The organism is Acidovorax sp. 69 (assembly GCF_002797445.1).
Taxonomy (GTDB): domain Bacteria; phylum Pseudomonadota; class Gammaproteobacteria; order Burkholderiales; family Burkholderiaceae_C; genus Acidovorax.
Map to the genome: position 1 here is coordinate 222976 of NZ_PGEP01000001.1, position 16111 is coordinate 239086.

Sequence of the window (16111 nt, forward strand, 5' to 3'; positions counted from 1 at the left end):
GACGGGCGCGCTGACGATTGCCTTGTCCTCAGACCTGCCTTCTCCCGCGTCCCCCACTGCGACGCAGGTGGCTGCCACTGGCGCCCGCCCCATTGATGTTGCCCTGCTGGCCAGCGTGTTTGTTGTGGCCGCCTGTGGGCTGCTGTACGAGCTGGCGGCGGGTGCTCTCGCGTCCTATGTGCTGGGCGACTCGGTGCTGCAGTTCAGCACCATCATCGGCACCTACCTGTTCGCCATGGGTGTGGGCTCGTGGTTGTCTCGGTACTTTGAGCGGCAGTTGCCCGCGCATTTCTTGCGCATCGAGCTGCTGGTAGCGCTGATCGGCGGCGCCCTGCCCGCCACGCTGTTCCTGGCCAATGCCTACACGCCCGGGGCCTTCCGATTGCTGCTGTACGGCATGGTGTTCATGGTGGGTACGCTGGTGGGGCTGGAGATTCCGCTGGTCATGCGCATTCTCCGGCGCAATGTGGCGCTCAAGGACCTGGTCTCACAGGTGCTCACGTTCGACTATCTGGGCGCGCTGGCAGTGTCGCTGGCGTTTCCGTTGCTGCTGGTGCCACACCTGGGGCTCATCCGCACCGGCCTGTTGTTCGGCCTGATGAATGCAGCCGTGGCGTTGTGGGCCGTGTGGCTGTTTCGGCACGAGCTGCGGCGCCTCAAGGCGCACCTGCTGGCCTGCATGATGGTGGCGGGGCTGCTGCTGGCGGGGCTGGCGGGGGCCGATCAGATCACCAGTTTTGCGGAGGACAAGTTCTACCAGGACCGCATCGTTTTCACCACCGCAACACCCTACCAGCGCATTGTGGTCACCCAGGGCCGCTATGGCCATCGCCTGTACCTCAACGGCAATTTGCAGTTTTCGGAGTCGGACGAGTACCGCTACCACGAGGCGCTGGTGCACCCCGCCATGGCGGCCCACGGCGCGCCCAAGCGGGTGGCCGTGCTGGGCGGTGGCGACGGCATGGCCGTGCGCGAGATCCTGAAGTACCCATCGGTCGAATCGGTCACGCTGGTCGAGCTGGACCCGGCCATGACCAAGATCTTCACCGACAACCCCACCCTGGCGCGGCTGAACGGCAACGCCTTGCAAAACCCCAAGGTGAAGATCGTCAACACCGACGCCTTTGGCTGGCTGCAACAGGGCACAGACACTTTCGATGTCATCGTGGTCGACTTCCCTGACCCCACCAATTTTTCCATCGGCAAGCTCTACACCAACAGCTTTTATGCGCTGCTCGACAAGCGCCTGGCGGCCAGCGGCTATGCGGTAGTGCAGACCACATCGCCCCTGGTGGCGCGGCAAAGTTACTGGACGGTGGCGCAGACCATCGAATCGGTGGGCTTGTCTACAGCGCCGTACCACGCCCATGTGCCCAGTTTTGGCGAATGGGGCTATGTCATTGCCAGCCGCCGACCCTGGCGGTTGCCCGAGGCGTTACCGGGTGACCTGCGCTTCTTGAGCCTGCCCTCGTTGCCGCTGCTGTTCGACTTTCCGCTCGACATGGCGCGCGTGCCTGCCGAGGTGAACCGCCTGTCCAACCAGGCGCTGGTGCATACCTATGAGCGCGAATGGGGCAAGGTCGTGGCGCATTGAGCTGGGCGGCACACTGAGTGCATGGACCGCCGCTGAGGGCATTGGGGGGGTACTGGTACCGCCAGTCTCTGCTGGCTGACAATCCGACAACAACCTCGCCATGACCTGATTGCCGCAAGCAGATTCCATGCTGGACCATTTTTTTCTGAGTAACGCGCTGCCCTACCCCTTGCTCTGGGCGCAACACGACCCCTGGCTGGTGGTGCTGTTCGCGCCGCTGCTGCCGCAGTTGCTGGAGGTTCGCGCCCGCTGGGCCGATTGACGGGACGATGGCATGACCGCATGGACCCTGCAACGCCGCCAGTTCGTGACCGGCGCTACCGCCCTGGCCGCCGCCGTCTTGGGCGGTTGCCAGCGCGCCACACCGCCACTGGACGGCGGCTTCACCGGCATTGACATGGCCCGTGGCCACCAACTGCGTGACCTGCTCACCACCGGCCGGTTGCCCGATCCCGCCGTGGTGCGGCGTGCGCAGGTCATCATCGCGGGCGGTGGCGTAGCGGGGCTGGCTGCGGCGCGGTCGCTGCGGCTGGCGGGGGTAGAAGACTTTGCGCTGCTGGAGCTGGAGGACACCCCGGGCGGCAACAGCCGGGGTGGCGCCGTGAACGGCATTGCCTGCCCGCAAGGGGCTCACTACCTGCCGGTGCCCGGTGACGATGCCCGCGAGGTGCAAGACCTTCTTGAAGAACTGGGCTTGCGTCGCCGCGTGTCGGGGCGTTGGCAATACGACGAGCGCCACCTGTGCCACAGCCCGCAAGAGCGCCTGTTCTTCGACGGTGAATGGCAGGAAGGCCTGCTGCCCGTGCAGGGCGTGGGCGACGCCACGCTGGCGCAGTACCGCCGCTTTGCCCAGGCCGTGGACGCGCAGATCCGCGCTGCGCGGTTTGCCATGCCTGCCTTGACATTGTGGGATACAAAACACCCGCTAGCGCCGTCACATCAAGTGCTGGATGCTATTACTTTTGATAAATGGTTGGCACAAGAGGGACTGGATGACGCCCACTTGCGCTGGTATCTGGACTACTGCTGCCGCGACGACTACGGTGCCGGGGCCGACCGGGTGTCGGCCTGGGCAGGCATCCACTACTTTGCCAGCCGCCACGGTTTTCATGCGCCGGGCGAGGCCGTGGACGAAGCCCGCGAAAGCGTGCTCACGTGGCCTGAAGGCAACGGCTGGATCACCCAGCGACTGGCCGAACCCCTGCGCGCGGGCGGCCAGCTGCGCACTGGCACCAGCGTGCTGCGCATCACCGAAACCCGCCACGGCGTGGAGGTGGATGCCTTCAACCACTCCACGGGCAACGTGGAGCGCTGGCAGGCGCCGCGCTGCGTCGTGGCGCTGCCGGTGTTGGTGGCGGCGCGGGTGGTGCAGAGCCCGCCGGCCTTCCTCACGGGGGCGGCGCAGCGCCTGTCGTGGGCACCCTGGCTCGTGGCCAACATTCACATCGACAGCCCGCTGGCAGACCGCCCCGGTGCTGCGCCCGCGTGGGACAACGTGCTGTATGCCGACCCCACCGCTGGCGGCCTGGGCTATGTGAACGCGGGCCACCAGCGCCTGGACCCACGCGCCGCACTCACCGGCCCCACGGTGCTGAGCTACTACCAGGCCCTGGGTGACGTGCCGGACGGCCGTCAGCAGCTGGCTTCCCTGCCGTGGCAACACTGGGCGGACGCGGTGCTGGGCGCGCTGTCGGTGCCCCACCCCGAACTGCGCCAGCGCGCCACGCGGGTGGACATCACGCGCTACGGCCATGCCATGGCGATCCCCACGCCAGGGCTGGTGCAGTATTTAAGCAAAATCGGCCTGCAGCGCAGGTATATCAAGCGCAAGCAGCTATCAAATGGGGAGCAAAATCGCCCCATTCCCACACCCGCCACCGAGCGCCTGTCGTTTGCGCACAGCGATTGGTCGGGCTATTCGGTGTTTGAAGAGGCGTTCACGCGCGGGCATGGCGCGGGCCTGGTGTCGGTGGGTTGACGGCCCTTCACCATCACCGGGCCATCACCCGCGCTGCACATCCCACCACAGGCCCAGGCACAACCCTGCCCCCACGGCATACAGCAGCCAGGTGGCTGAGACGGCATAGGGGTACACCATCAGCGCCACCCCCCACCAGCGCGCGCGGCGATGCGGGGATTTTTTACCGTACCCATACGCCGCCATGCCGATGAGGCCAAACACGATGGCGCCCACGATGTAGGCCGGGCTGGGCAGCTCCAGGCCGAGGGATTGCAATGCTGAGAGGGTGTCCATGGGGGCGGGCAGGTGTTGCGGGGTGGGCGATGAGGCTGGTGTGATCCCCTGCGGCAGAAAAAGGTCCCTACCGCAGGGGGGCCGCCTTGCTGCGCATGGTGGCGGGCGCGGTTGGATGGGATGGAGGCGGTGGCCGGGCGGCCCTGGGTGTGGGCCGCGCACTTCTTGGCGCAGGCCTTTCATGGTGGCGTCACACGGGCACGGCATCGTGCTCGTTTTGGCTTTATCCATCGCGAACATGTCCCGACTTTCTCTCCTCGCCACCAGTGCTGCGCTGCTGTGCGCCGTTTCTTCCTCTGCCCTGGCCCAGCAGGCCTACCCGGCCACGCTGGCGGGCCATGCCGTACTGCCGGCTCTCACGGTGATTGCGGCTCCCAAGGACGCACCACCAGACCTGCAGGTCAGCGGCAAGTTCACCACGCCCCGCCGTGTGGACACCGTGGGCAGCGTGATGGGCCAGTCGGGCGGGCGTGACACGGGCGTGTCGCTGCCCTTCAAGGGCCAGCCTGTCCAGGGCCACTCGGGCATCAAGCGCATGGCCGATGGCTCGTTCTGGATCCTCACCGACAACGGCGCGGGCTCCAAGGCCAATTCACCCGACTTCATGCTCTACCTGAACCACTACACCGTGGACTTCAAGACGGGCCACTTCAACCGCAAGAACACGGTGTTTCTGCACGACCCCGACAAGAAGGTGCCGTTTCGCATCACCCACGAGGGCACCGACAAGCGCTACCTGACCGGCGCGGACTTCGACCCTGAAAGTTTTCAGTTCGCCGGTGGCGCGCTGTGGATCGGCGAGGAGTTTGGCCCTTACCTCATCAAGGCCGACCTGAATGGCAAGGTGCTGGGCGTGTTCGAAACCAAGGTCGACGGCAAGGTGGTGCGCTCGCCCGATGCCCCGGGCGTGCTGTTGCCCGGCGCGCCGGATGCCAAGCCCACGCCGTTTGAGGTCAAGCGCTCCAAGGGCTACGAAGGCATGGCGTCCAGCAAGGACGGCAGCAAGCTCTACGCGCTGCTCGAAGGCGCGCTGTGGAACGAGGAGGCCAAGGCCTATGAAAACGTGGGCGGCAAGCAGTACCTGCGCGTGCTGGAGTTCGATGTGAAGTCTGAGCAGTGGACGGGCCGCCACTGGAAGTACGTGCTGGAGGCGAACCACCACGCGATTGGCGACTTCAACATGATTGACGGCACCACGGGCCTGATCATCGAGCGCGACAATGGCGAAGGCACGGCCGACAAGGCCTGCCCCGCAGACCAGAAGCGCACGGATTGCTTCCACGACCTTGCCAAATTCAAGCGCGTCTACAAGGTCGAGATGAGCGACGCCAACGTGGGCGCCGAGATCCGCAAGGTGGGCTACATCGACCTCATGAACATCCAGGACCCGCAGCGCCTGGCCAAGAAACCCCTGAACAACGGCGTGTTGACCTTCCCGTTCTTCACCATCGAGAACGTGGATGTGGTGGACGCTACCCACATCGTGGTGGGTAACGACAACAACCTGCCCTTCAGCAGCAGCCGCGATCCGAACAAGGCGGACGACAACGAGCTGGTGCTGCTCGAAGTGGGCGAGTTGCTCCGCGCAAGGTAAGCGGCACCCCCCCTGAGCGCGCGCCTCGGCGCAGCCGCCAGAGGCGGCAGCTCTTCATGCCGTCCAAGCCTGCGTCGGCAGGCTTGGAGCCGCGGCCCTCAGCCCCCGCTCTCGCGCTGCGCGCGGGCAGGGGGACGCAGCCGGAGCACGCAAGCGAAGCGCCGCCCAGACTGCTTGGCGGCCCTTGCCCTGCTGCCCTGGCCTGGGTCGCGCCAGTTTTGAGCGCTGCAGACGGGTGCGATGCCCCGGAAAGACCGGTGTGTGGGGGCTCCAACCCTTGGGATACCTTTGAATGCTGCGGGTGGCAAAATTCCCGGTTCCCGTTCCTAAGCTCCAAAAGCCGCGCCACCATGTTCACAGGCATCGTCCAAGCCACGGCAGGCATTGCCGCCATCCACGACCGCGCAGGCCTGCGCACCTTCACGCTCGATTTCCCCGAGGGCTTCTGCCAGGACCTGGCCATCGGTGCCAGCGTGTCCACCGACGGCGTGTGCCTCACGGTCACCGACATCCTCTCGCCCACGCAGGCCAACTTCGATGTGATGCTGCAAAGCCTGAACATCACCACGCTGGGCAGCTACGCGCAGGGCGACCGCGTGAACGTGGAGCGCGCGGCCAAGGACGGCGCCGAGATCGGCGGCCACCCGCTGTCGGGCCATGTGGACTTCACCGGCACGCTCATCGAGCGCCGCGAGTTCGACAACAACCTGGTGTGGCGCGTGGCGGTGCCCGAGGCCTTTCGCCGCTATGTCTTCGCCAAGGGTTACATCGCCATCCACGGCGCCAGCCTGACAGTGGCCGAGGTGAACCGGCAAGAGGGCTGGTTCGAGATCTGGATGATCCCCGAAACGCGCCGCGCCACCGTGTTTGAGAACAAGCAGGTGGGCGACCGCCTGAACATCGAGATCGAGCGCAGCACCCAGGTGGTGGTGGACACCGTGCGTGAGGCCGTGCAGGAGAGCCTGGGCCGCTTGCAGCCCGTGCTGGAGGCGCTGCTGAAAGAAAAGGGCCTGTCGCTCGACGACTTTGTGCAGGCGCCCGTGTTGCCGCACTGACCCGATTGCTCCCATGTCCGTGGTGGTGCGCCCGTTGGCGTTGAGCGACCTCGCCGATTTGCTGGCCGTGCAACGCACCTGTTATGGCGACGGTTTTGTGGAGGGTGGCGAGGTGTTTGCCCGCCGCCTGGCCAGCCCCGCCAACTGCTCGCTGGTGCTGGAGCGCGATGGTCAGATGTGTGCGTACCTGGCCGCGTACCGCACCGCGTGGGGCAAGATCACCCCGCTGCATGGCGACTTTGAGGCGGTGGCGCGGCCCGACACCCTGTACCTGCACGACATGGCCGTGTTGCCCGCCTGCGCGGGGCAAGGCCTGGCGCGCGCGCTGCTGCAGCCGCTGTGGGCCCAGGCCGTAGAACAAGGAATGCGGCACTCCGCGCTGGTGTCGGTGCAGGGCTCACAGACCTACTGGGAGCGCCAGGGTTACGCGCCGCAACCGCTGGACGATGCAACCCAACGTGCGGGGCTTGGCGGCTATGGCGAAGGCGCGGTGTACATGGTGCGCAGCCTGTAGGTGCCGCGTCATCGTCCCTCGTCATAATGCGCGCCATGCCCCACCGCTGGAAACCCAACGTCACCGTGGCCGCCCTCATCGAGCGCGATGGCCGCTTTCTGCTAGTCGAGGAAGAGACCACCGACGGCCTCAAGCTCAACAACCCCGCAGGCCACCTGGACCCTGGCGAGTCTCCCATCCAGGCCTGCGCGCGCGAGGTGCTGGAAGAAACCGCCCACGATTTTGTGCCCACGGCGCTGCTTGGCGTGTACCTCAATCGCTTCACCAAGACGCGCACGGGTGAAGACCTCACCTACATGCGTTTTGCATTTGCGGGCACGCTGGGCACGCACCATGATTGGCGCACCCTGGACACTGGCATCGTGCGCACGCTGTGGCTCACGGCCGACGAGATACGTGCCTGCCCTGAGCGGCACCGCAGCCCCTTGTTGCTGCGTTGCCTGGAGGACTATCTGGCAGGCCAGCGTTTTCCACTGACGCTGGTGCACACCGACAGTTCGGTCACCGAGCCTGTTGCGCAGTGAGCGGCGCAGTGGCGGCCGGCAGGCTGCCTGGTGGCTGACATTTTTTTGCACTGCATGTAACCCGTAGCCTCCCGGAGGCGAATTACAAGGCAGAGCGCGCGGCAATGTGCCACGTGATCTACCCACCCTTGATTCACCCCTCACCGTTACGGAGTTCACCATGCTGTCTACCCAAGCCAAGTCCACCGCCTCTTTCGCCCTGACCGCTGCCCTGCTGGCACTGGCCTCCACCAGCTTTGCCGCCGATCTGCCCAAGGGTGCCAAGGGCGCCGCCATTGGTGCCAACGACACCGTGCATTGCTACAACGTGCACGACTGCAAGGGCAACAGCGACTGCTCCACCGCCGAGCACGGCTGCAAGGGCCAGAATGCCTGCAAAGGTCACGGCTTCAAGGCCAAGACGGCTGCCCAATGCCTGATGGACAAGGGCACCATCGGCGACATCAAGAGCTAACCCCCTGAGTCGCTTCGCGCCTTCCCCCAAGGGGGACGCCCCCAGCGCGGCGGGGCGGCCCTTGCGCGGGGGTACTCGCCTTGGCCGTAACCGTTTCATAGGTCTCATGGGGCGCGATGCGCCTTGGGCAGCGGATCTTTCAGCCATGACACACAACCCCATCGCCACGCGCGGCACAGGCTTTGGCCTGGGGCTGCGCACGCAGCACTACGCCGATTTTCTGGCCCGCCAGCAGCCGCTGGACTGGCTGGAAATCATCACCGACAACTACCTCATCGACGGCGGAAAACCGCTGGCCATGCTCGACGCCATCCGGCGCGACTACCCGGTGGCTATGCATGGTGTGGCCATGTCGATTGGCGCCGCGCAGGGCGTGGATGTGGCCTACCTGCAGCGCGTGAAGGCGCTGGCCGACCGCATCGAGCCGCTGTGGGTGTCCGACCACCTGTGCTGGACGGGCCCCGGCCCCGAGCAATTGCACGACCTGTACCCGCTGCCCTATACCGACGAATCCGCACGGCATGTGATTGCGCAAATCCGCCAAGCGCAAGACCTGCTGGGCCGCAGGCTGGTGCTGGAGAATGTGTCGAGCTACATCCGCTACCGGCACGACAGCGCCAGCGAATGGCAGTTTCTGGCCCACATTGCGCAAGAGGCCGACTGCCTGCTGCTGGTGGATGTGAACAACATCTACGTGAGCAGCGTGAACCACGGCTTTGACCCGCTGACCTACCTGCACGCCCTGCCCGCCCACCGCGTGCAGCAGATCCATCTAGCCGGGCACAGCGACAACGGCGACCACATCATCGACACGCACGACCATCCGGTGGCGCAGCCGGTGTGGGACTTGTACGCCCAGGCCTGCCAGCGCTTTGGCGCCGTGGCCGCGATGATCGAGCGCGACGACCACATCCCCCCGCTGGCCGAGCTGCTCGATGAAATGGCGATGGCGCGGCGCATAGCGGCCGAGCATGTGGAGGTGCCCCAGCCCTCCGCCTCCGCCTCCGCCTCCGCCTCCGCCACTGCCACTGCCACTGCCACTGCCCAAATGACTTTGGCCCCAGCAGTGGACCCCTGGCCGCTGGCAGCGCTGCAGCGCCACTTTGCCGACCGGGTGCTGGCGAACACGCTGCCTCTGCCAACGCCCGACGACCTCATCACAGGTCGCTTGCCCATCTACCACCACGCCTACCGCGCCCGGCTGGCCGAGGTGCTGGCCGACACCTATGCCAAGACTTACCTCTACATGGGCTCAGACACGTTCGATGCCCATGCGCGCGACTATGCCGTGGCCCACCCGCCCTGCACACGCAGCCTGAACCGCTACGGCGAAGGCCTGGTGCACGCACTGCGCACCGCCTACCCCGACAACCCTGAACTGCACGAACTGGCCCAGCTCGATTGGGACCTGCGCACCCGCTTTGATGGGGCGGATGTGCCATCGCTCGACACCCCGAACGCACAGGCGGCCAGCGACTGGACCGCCCGGCGCGAGGTGCTGCACCCCAGCGCCTTGCTGCGCACGGTGACGACCAACGTGGTGAGCCTGTGGAACGCCATCCACACCGACACCGATGTGCCAGAGGCCACCCCCCTGCCCGGCCCCACTGTACTGCTGGTCTGGCGCAAGGGGCACCAACCGCACTTTCAGACACTAGAGGACGCGCAGGCCACCTGGCTAGGCCACCTGCGCGCGGGGGCATCCGTACAAGACGCTTGCGCCGCGTTGCTCGAAGCGGGGCACTGGAGCGGGGACGCCAGTGTCCTCAGCCCATGGCTGGCGCAGTTGCTGAACGACGGCTTGGTGCGTCAGCATGGCCCCCTTGGCGGCACCTAGGCCCTGCACCGCGTCCAGCGCTGCAAATCACTCTGCGGTGAGTTTGCGTTCCTTGATGGTGGCCGCCCACTGGGCCGACTCTTTCTTCATGAACGCCATCAGCTCAGCCCGCGTGGTGGGCTGGGGCGTAAGGCCGTGCTTGTTCAACGCCTCTTTCACGCCCGGGTCGTTCAGCACCTTCACGATTTCGCGGTTCCACTGCTCCAGCAGCGGCGCGGGGGTTTTGCCCGGCGCCACAAAGGCGTACCAGTTGAGTGCTTCAAAGCCGGGGTAACCGGCTTCGGCCACCGTGGGGATGTTGGGCATGTACGAAGGCCGTGTGAGCCCCGTGGTCGCCAGCGGAATCAGCTTGCCCGCCTCGATGTGCGGCAGCGCCGTGGGCGGCGCGGCAAAGTACGAGGTGACGCGCTCACCCAGCAAATCCTGCAGCGCCGGGGCACCACCCTTGTAGGGCACGTGGGTCATGTCGATGCCTGCGCGCTGGTTGAACAACTCGCCTGCCAGATGCGATGCAGAGCCTGCCCCGGTAGAGGCAAAGTCCACACTGCCGGGCTTCTTTTTGGAGAGCTGCACAAACTCGGCCAGCGTCTTCACGCCCGCGCCCTTGTGCACCACCAGCACGTTGGGAAAGTTCACCCCGCCTGAGATCGGGGCCAGGTCTTTGAAGGGGTCATAGGTCAACTTCATCAGGTGCGGCGCAATGGTGAGCGGCCCCACCGAGCCGAACAACAACACGCTGCCGTCAGGCGCCGCATTGGCCACAAACTGGTGAGCGATGTTGCCACCCGCGCCGCCCTTGTTGTCCACCACCACCGACTGGCCGATGTTCTCGCCCAGTTTCTTGGCAATCAGGCGCGCCGCCGCATCGGCCGCGCCGCCCGCCGCAAAGCCCACGACCAGCGTGACGGGCTTTTTGGGCGGAAAGTCTTGCGCCGCAGCGCCAAAGGTCAAGGGAACGGTGGCCAGCGCCAGGGCGCAGTACAGCAGGGTGCGTTTGTTCATCGGGGTCTCCTTCATCGTGGATGGTTTTTTGATGGAGTCGAGGGCTCAGTCGGCGCCCAGGCCAATGGGGTTGGGCTGGCGCTTTTCCACCGCGTGGCGCAGCAGCGATGCGGTGCGGAAAATGCCGTGGGCAAACTTGCCGTAGGGCAGCGTGGCAAACAGCGCCATCACCGCACCCAGGTGCAGGCACAGCAGCAGGGGCAAGGCCGCGCTGCCGCGAGCCGCCCACAGGGCCAGGCCGCTGGTGGCGGTTAGGAACAGCAGCGCAATGAAGGCACGGTCCATGGGCTTTTGTGCCGCATCGCCATGCTGGGGGTGGCGGCGCAGGTTCAGCCGCCACAGGCCTGCGGTGCCAATCGCCAGGCTGATGCCGCCCACGCCGCCCAGCAGCTTCGGAAAACTGGGCAGGTCATAAGGCGCAGGCACGCCCAGCAGGTAGTGGTACAGCGTGGCCACGCTGGTGGCCGCAAAGCACAGCATGAAGCCGTAGAACGTGAGGTGGTGCATGCGCCTGCGCGACAGGGTGTACGCATCGTCCTCGTTGTGGCAACCGTCGCCGTGGCCGCCATCCAGGTATTTGAGGCGCAGTACCGCACCAGTGGCCTCGGCCGTGGCGGGCGTGCTCATCGGCGCGCCGCTGGTGGCGGGCGTCACATCGATCCAGAAGCGGCGCACGCCCAGGCCCAGGGCCAGCACAGCGAACAGGAACATCGGCGCAAACAGGCCCACCAGCAGGTTGTGGGGGAAGATGCCGTAGAAGCCATCCGCTGGCGATTGCCACAGCGCGCTGATGCCCTGGCCATGCAGCCCCACCGCCAGCAGCAAGAACAGCGTGAGCCCCGCCACCAAGGCTAGCACCAGGGTCAAGCCGTTGCGATGGTAGAGCTGGCCCAGCGCAGGGGGCCAGGCGTAGTCGGCATAGGTTTGCCCACGCACCTGGGCCATGGCCTGCGGCAGGTTCACCGCAAACTCGTGCGGCGGCGCGTACTGGCAGGCGTGCAGGCAGGCGCCGCAGTTGTGGCACAGGTTGGCGATGAAGTGGATATCGGCCTTGCCAAACTCCAGCCGCCGCGTCATGGCGGGGAAGACGGCGCAAAAGCCCTCGCAGTAGCGGCAGGCGTTGCAGATCTGCAGCTGGCGGGCCACTTCAGACTCGGGGGCCGACAGCACGATGTCGCCGTTGGCCAGCGCCTTGGCGTCGCGGGTCAGGGCTTCAAGCGTTTGCATGAGTTGCTCCTGTATTTGTAGCTGCTTGCGCTTTATTGATAGGCGCTAGAGGCTGTTTTGACTTCAAAGCGGCTTGAGCGGCACTCGTGCCCGCAATGCGGCCAAACGCGGTGCCAATGCTCATGCCCACCCCCGCGGTGTAGCCCTTGCCCAGCACGTTGCCTGCCATCATTTCGCCCGCCACAAACAGGTTGGGGCTGGGCTGGTCGTTGAAGCGCACGGCGGCCGTGTCGTCGGTGTGCAGGCCCAGGTAGGTGAAAGTGACGCCGGGCTTGAGCGCGTAGCCGTAGAACGGCCCGGTGTCGATGCGGCGGGCCCAGTGGGTTTTGGCAGGCGCCACGCCTTCGGTGTGGCAATCGTCCAGCGCGGTGTGATCGAACGTGCCCACGCGGCAGGCGGTGTTGTAGTCGTTCAGCGTGCGCATGAAGGTCTCCACAGGCAGGCCCAGCTTTTGCGCCAGCTCGGGCAGCGTGTCGGCTTTGACGCCCGGAAACACAGGCGGCATGAAGCGGCCGATGGCCTTGCTGTCGATGATCGAATAACCAATCTGCCCCGGCTGCTGCGCCACCAGGCGGCCCCAGATGGCATAGCGCTTGGGCCAGAAGTCTTCGCCCTCGTCGTAAAAGCGTTCACCCTCGCGGTTGACCACCACGCCCAGCGACACGCAGTCGATGCGCGTGCAGATACCGCCGTCGTACAGCGGCGCGCGCGCATCAATGGCCACCATGTGCGCCTGCGTGGGGTCGCCGATGCGGTCAGCGCCGTGGTCGTCGAGCAGGTGCTTGAGCAACACGCCCTTGTTGTAGGCCGTGCCGCGAATCAAGAAGTTGTCCGCAGGCCACTCGCCGCGCTCGTTCTGGCCCCAGGCCTCGCGCAGCCATTCGCGGTTGGATTCAAACCCGCCTGCGGCCAGCACACAGGCCTTGGCCGTGATGCGCTCGGTCTTTCCGTTCACGGTGCAGTGCGCCGCGATGAAGCGGCCGTTGTCGATTTCAATACGGTCCACCGGCGATTCGTAGCGCACCTGCACGCCCAGCGCCTCGGCGCTGCGGTAGTACGCATTGACCAGCGCCTTGCCCCCGCCCATGAAGAAGGCATTGGTGCGCGCCACATGCAGCGTGCCTGCCAGCGCGGGCTGAAAGTGCACGCCATGGCGGCGCATCCAGTCGCGGCAGGTGCTGGATTCACGGATCACCAGGCGCGCCAGGTGCTCATTGGTCAGCCCGCCGGTCACCTTGAGCAGGTCTTGCCAGAACTCTTCCTCGGGGTAGGCATCGACCAGCACGTCTTGCGGCGCATCGTGCATGCAGCGCAGGTTGCGCGTATGGCCCGAATTGCCACCGCGCCAAGCACGTGGGGCCGATTCAAGCAGCAGCACGCTGGCCCCGGCCTCGCGGGCCATCAGCGCAGCGCACAGGGCGGCGTTGCCGCCACCGATCACCAAAACATCGGGGTGCATTTACGGTTCTTCTTTGCATTCATGGGTGGCACGAATGTAGAAAGAACACCGCTGTTTGTGCAGAGCCTGCCAATGCATGGCCCCATCACGGATCGTGATGGGTTGGGTGTTTCTTGCCATTCACCCCCCACCGTTCACGCTGAGCCTGTCGAAGCCTTGCGCCGCGCTTCGACAGGCTCAGCGTGAACGGTGGGGGGGGTGGCCTCAGACAAGCCTTGCGCCCACCCACTGCCCCGACTGCACCAGCTCACGCACGCAGTCGCCCAGCACCACGCGCGCAGCCAGGGCTGCGGGCGAGAGTTCATCGTCCGACAAGCTGCACAGCGCCGCAGGCCGAAAAGCGGGGCCATCCTCAATCTCGGCCAGCACAAAGCGCTGTGCCGCATCGGCATAGCGGCCCACCGCCGCCCAGGGCTGGATGGTGCTGCCCAGGCCCATGTCCACCGCGTCCATCAGCAGCTCCAGCGAGTCGATCTCCATGGCCAGGCGCGGCACCACGCCCGCCTGGGCGAAGGCCGTGTCCAGGCGGCTACGCAAACCATGCGGGCCGGTGGGCAAGATCAGCGGCTCATCGCCAAGCTGCGCCAGCGCCACCTTGCCAGCCAGCGGCGGTGTGCGCGTGCCATGCTGGGCCGAGCGGATCAAAAACAGGCGTTCATCGAGCAGCGGCAGCACACTCCAGCGGCGTGCAGGCTGGGTATCAAACAACACGGCCAGGTCGAGCTGGCGCGCATTGAGCATGTTGGAGAGGTGGCCCGAGAGGCTGCCCACCATGTGCAGCCGCACATCGGGGTAGCGCTCGCGCATGGCCCGCATCAGCGGCACGCCCAGCACCGAGGCCGTGGTGGGCGCCAGGCCCACACTCACCGTCCCCGTCAACCGCGCCTGCTGTGCGGCACGCGCTGCCTGATCGGCATGGCGCAGCGCCAGTTGCGCTTCGCGGAAGAACGCCAGCCCCGCCTCCGTCGGCACCGCGCCCTTGGCGGTGCGCTGCAGCAGCCGGGTGCTCAATTCACCCTCCAGGCGGCTGATCTGCTGGCTCAGCGCCGACTGCACCATGTGGAGGTCCACCGCCGCGCGGCCCATCGAGCCGAGTTCGACGATCCGGACGAAGTAGCGGAGTTGGCGCAGTTCCATGGAGGGCGATGGTCGCACAGTCGAGCGGGTGGATTTGCCAGCTTTTGGATTGCAAAGGATGTAGAAGGGGGACGGCGATGAATCGGTTGCCGCTCATCGGCGTGCCGAAGGGAATGCCTGCTCTGCAGAGCGGCCTATCCAAAACGCGCACAGGTATGCCCCCGCAGCGCACAGCGCGCTTTAACCCCTGCCAAGGCGGCAAGCGCTAAAAAAATACAATCAGGCCAATGACTGCCACTATCAAACAACGCGTTGTCGTCGGCCTCTCGGGTGGAGTGGACTCGGCCGTGACCGCCCACCTGCTCAAACAACAAGGCCACGAGGTCGTCGGCATCTTCATGAAGAACTGGGAAGATGACGACGACAGCGAATACTGTTCGTCCAACATCGACTTCGTGGATGCTGCCGCCGTGGCCGATGTGATCGGTATTGAGATCGAGCATGTCAACTTTGCGGCTGATTACAAAGACCGTGTGTTCGCCGAGTTTCTGCGCGAATACCAGGCGGGCCGCACGCCCAACCCCGATGTGCTGTGCAATGCCGAGATCAAGTTCAAGGCCTTTTTGGACCACGCCATGCGCCTGGGGGCCGAGAAAATTGCCACGGGGCACTATGCCCGCGTGCGCCACAACCCGGCCACGGGCCTGCACGAGCTGCTCAAGGGGTTGGACCCGAGCAAGGACCAGAGCTACTTTTTACACCGCCTGAACCAGGCGCAGCTGTCCAAGACGCTGTTCCCTGTGGGCGAGTTGCACAAGACCGAGGTGCGCCGCATTGCCGAAGAGATTGGCCTGCCCAATGCCAAGAAGAAGGATTCGACCGGCATCTGCTTCATTGGCGAGCGGCCGTTTCGCGAGTTTCTGAACCGCTACATCAGCCACGCGCCCGGGCCCATCCTGGATGACCGGGGGCGCAAGCTGGGTCAGCATGTAGGTCTGTCTTTTTACACACTGGGCCAACGCCAGGGCCTGGGCATTGGCGGTATCAAGGAAAAGGGTGCGCAGCGCGGCGGCGGCGAGCATGAGCCCTGGTTCGTGGCCCGTAAAGAGCTGGAGAAAAACACCCTGCGCGTGGTGCAAGGGCATGACCATCCCTGGTTGCTGTCCCACACCCTCGATGCGCAGGATGCCAGCTGGACATCAGGCCACGCCCCGGCTCCGGGGATCTATGCCGCCAAGACGCGCTACAGGCAGCAGGATGCCAAATGCACGGTGGTAAGCGCCGACAAGGCCGATTTCAGGTTGCAGTTTCCGCAGGCGCAATGGGCGGTGACGCCTGGGCAAAGCGCGGTTCTGTATGACGGCGACGTGTGCCTGGGGGGCGGGGTTATCTTTGGTACGGAGGTTTGAGGGTGGGGTGTGCCGGGTCTGTTGCACGTGGTTGCGGCTGACAGCCGCAGCACCACTTTGACAAGGCGGGCTGTCGTGCAGCACGCAAGTGCCTGCACACCGCCCGATGTT

General features: G+C 65.7%; 15 protein-coding genes. 10 read left to right on the plus strand and 5 right to left on the minus strand.

All coding sequences use genetic code 11. The annotated features are described in order from the left end of the window. Nucleotides 1-34: 34 nt before the first annotated feature. The 3 genes from CLU85_RS01020 to CLU85_RS01025 all read left to right on the plus strand — a co-directional run bounded on the left by CLU85_RS01020 (nt 35) and on the right by CLU85_RS01025 (nt 3572). A complete protein-coding gene (locus tag CLU85_RS01020) occupies nt 35-1594 on the plus strand; it encodes a polyamine aminopropyltransferase (protein WP_198509236.1) in 1560 nt (519 codons plus the stop codon). Between the two features lie 127 nt (nt 1595-1721). Beyond that, nucleotides 1722-1856, plus strand: coding sequence for a hypothetical protein (locus CLU85_RS23495; RefSeq protein WP_255409623.1), 135 nt, complete (start codon nt 1722-1724; stop codon nt 1854-1856). 12 nt (nt 1857-1868) lie between these two features. Further along, on the plus strand, nt 1869-3572 hold the full coding sequence (locus tag CLU85_RS01025; RefSeq protein ID WP_100408659.1) for an NAD(P)-binding protein: 1704 nt from the start codon (nt 1869-1871) through the stop codon (nt 3570-3572). Nucleotides 3573-3596: 24 nt separating this feature from the next. On the opposite strand, the gene CLU85_RS01030 is transcribed toward CLU85_RS01025, so the two are convergent. Continuing rightward, complete coding sequence (locus CLU85_RS01030; RefSeq protein WP_100408660.1) at nt 3597-3848, minus strand: hypothetical protein; 252 nt, start codon at nt 3846-3848, stop codon at nt 3597-3599. A 238-nt stretch (nt 3849-4086) separates the two neighbouring features. On the opposite strand from CLU85_RS01030, the gene CLU85_RS01035 reads away from it, so the two are divergent. The 6 genes from CLU85_RS01035 to CLU85_RS23575 all read left to right on the plus strand — a co-directional run bounded on the left by CLU85_RS01035 (nt 4087) and on the right by CLU85_RS23575 (nt 9826). Further along, on the plus strand, nt 4087-5442 hold the full coding sequence (locus CLU85_RS01035) for an esterase-like activity of phytase family protein (RefSeq protein WP_198509121.1): 1356 nt from the start codon (nt 4087-4089) through the stop codon (nt 5440-5442). 350 nt (nt 5443-5792) lie between these two features. Beyond that, complete coding sequence (locus tag CLU85_RS01040) at nt 5793-6497, plus strand: riboflavin synthase subunit alpha (RefSeq protein ID WP_100408661.1); 705 nt, start codon at nt 5793-5795, stop codon at nt 6495-6497. A gap of 13 nt (nt 6498-6510) precedes the next feature. Further along, on the plus strand, nt 6511-7011 hold the full coding sequence (locus tag CLU85_RS01045; RefSeq protein ID WP_100408662.1) for a GNAT family N-acetyltransferase: 501 nt from the start codon (nt 6511-6513) through the stop codon (nt 7009-7011). A 35-nt stretch (nt 7012-7046) separates the two neighbouring features. After that, complete coding sequence (locus CLU85_RS01050; RefSeq protein ID WP_100408663.1) at nt 7047-7535, plus strand: NUDIX hydrolase; 489 nt, start codon at nt 7047-7049, stop codon at nt 7533-7535. Nucleotides 7536-7695: 160 nt separating this feature from the next. Continuing rightward, on the plus strand, nt 7696-7989 hold the full coding sequence (locus CLU85_RS01055) for a hypothetical protein (RefSeq protein ID WP_100408664.1): 294 nt from the start codon (nt 7696-7698) through the stop codon (nt 7987-7989). A 145-nt stretch (nt 7990-8134) separates the two neighbouring features. Next, nucleotides 8135-9826: a DUF692 family multinuclear iron-containing protein gene (locus CLU85_RS23575; RefSeq protein WP_157803897.1), complete on the plus strand. Its 1692-nt coding sequence runs from the start codon at nt 8135-8137 to the stop codon at nt 9824-9826. Nucleotides 9827-9853: 27 nt separating this feature from the next. Here CLU85_RS23575 and CLU85_RS01065 read toward each other — a convergent pair whose 3' ends face one another. The 4 genes from CLU85_RS01065 to CLU85_RS01080 form a co-directional block, all read right to left on the minus strand. After that, entirely contained in the window at nt 9854-10828 is a 975-nt protein-coding gene (locus CLU85_RS01065; RefSeq protein ID WP_100408665.1) for a tripartite tricarboxylate transporter substrate binding protein, read from the minus strand. A gap of 45 nt (nt 10829-10873) precedes the next feature. Beyond that, on the minus strand, nt 10874-12055 hold the full coding sequence (gene tcuB / locus CLU85_RS01070; RefSeq protein WP_100408666.1) for a tricarballylate utilization 4Fe-4S protein TcuB: 1182 nt from the start codon (nt 12053-12055) through the stop codon (nt 10874-10876). Further along, nucleotides 12042-13514 carry an FAD-dependent tricarballylate dehydrogenase TcuA gene (gene tcuA, locus CLU85_RS01075; protein ID WP_100408667.1) on the minus strand — a complete coding sequence of 491 codons (1473 nt, stop codon included), beginning with the start codon at nt 13512-13514 and terminating at the stop codon, nt 12042-12044. Before tcuA ends, tcuB begins: the two co-directional genes overlap by 14 nt. A 204-nt stretch (nt 13515-13718) precedes the next feature. Next, the gene (locus tag CLU85_RS01080) at nt 13719-14651 is read right to left on the minus strand and encodes a LysR substrate-binding domain-containing protein (RefSeq protein WP_100408668.1); all 933 of its coding nucleotides are present in this window, start codon (nt 14649-14651) and stop codon (nt 13719-13721) included. Between the two features lie 227 nt (nt 14652-14878). Here CLU85_RS01080 and mnmA point away from each other — a divergent pair, with 227 nt between their 5' ends. Next, on the plus strand, nt 14879-16000 hold the full coding sequence (gene mnmA / locus CLU85_RS01085; RefSeq protein ID WP_100408669.1) for a tRNA 2-thiouridine(34) synthase MnmA: 1122 nt from the start codon (nt 14879-14881) through the stop codon (nt 15998-16000). The last annotated feature ends 111 nt before the right edge of the window (nt 16001-16111 follow it).

What these genes read in the sequence shown, in the direction of transcription:
- CLU85_RS01040 (WP_100408661.1), top strand. Translation starts at nt 5,793, where the DNA reads ATGTTCACAGGCATCGTCCAAGCCACGGCAGGCATTGCCGCCATCCAC.
- CLU85_RS01050 (WP_100408663.1), top strand. Translation starts at nt 7,047, where the DNA reads ATGCCCCACCGCTGGAAACCCAACGTCACCGTGGCCGCCCTCATCGAG.
- CLU85_RS01035 (WP_198509121.1), top strand. Translation starts at nt 4,087, where the DNA reads ATGTCCCGACTTTCTCTCCTCGCCACCAGTGCTGCGCTGCTGTGCGCC.
- tcuA (WP_100408667.1), bottom strand. Translation starts at nt 13,514, where the DNA reads ATGCACCCCGATGTTTTGGTGATCGGTGGCGGCAACGCCGCCCTGTGC.
- CLU85_RS01080 (WP_100408668.1), bottom strand. Translation starts at nt 14,651, where the DNA reads ATGGAACTGCGCCAACTCCGCTACTTCGTCCGGATCGTCGAACTCGGC.
- tcuB (WP_100408666.1), bottom strand. Translation starts at nt 12,055, where the DNA reads ATGCAAACGCTTGAAGCCCTGACCCGCGACGCCAAGGCGCTGGCCAAC.
- CLU85_RS01030 (WP_100408660.1), bottom strand. Translation starts at nt 3,848, where the DNA reads ATGGACACCCTCTCAGCATTGCAATCCCTCGGCCTGGAGCTGCCCAGC.
- mnmA (WP_100408669.1), top strand. Translation starts at nt 14,879, where the DNA reads ATGACTGCCACTATCAAACAACGCGTTGTCGTCGGCCTCTCGGGTGGA.
- CLU85_RS01025 (WP_100408659.1), top strand. Translation starts at nt 1,869, where the DNA reads ATGACCGCATGGACCCTGCAACGCCGCCAGTTCGTGACCGGCGCTACC.
- CLU85_RS23495 (WP_255409623.1), top strand. Translation starts at nt 1,722, where the DNA reads ATGCTGGACCATTTTTTTCTGAGTAACGCGCTGCCCTACCCCTTGCTC.
- CLU85_RS01045 (WP_100408662.1), top strand. Translation starts at nt 6,511, where the DNA reads ATGTCCGTGGTGGTGCGCCCGTTGGCGTTGAGCGACCTCGCCGATTTG.
- CLU85_RS01065 (WP_100408665.1), bottom strand. Translation starts at nt 10,828, where the DNA reads ATGAACAAACGCACCCTGCTGTACTGCGCCCTGGCGCTGGCCACCGTT.
- CLU85_RS23575 (WP_157803897.1), top strand. Translation starts at nt 8,135, where the DNA reads ATGACACACAACCCCATCGCCACGCGCGGCACAGGCTTTGGCCTGGGG.
- CLU85_RS01055 (WP_100408664.1), top strand. Translation starts at nt 7,696, where the DNA reads ATGCTGTCTACCCAAGCCAAGTCCACCGCCTCTTTCGCCCTGACCGCT.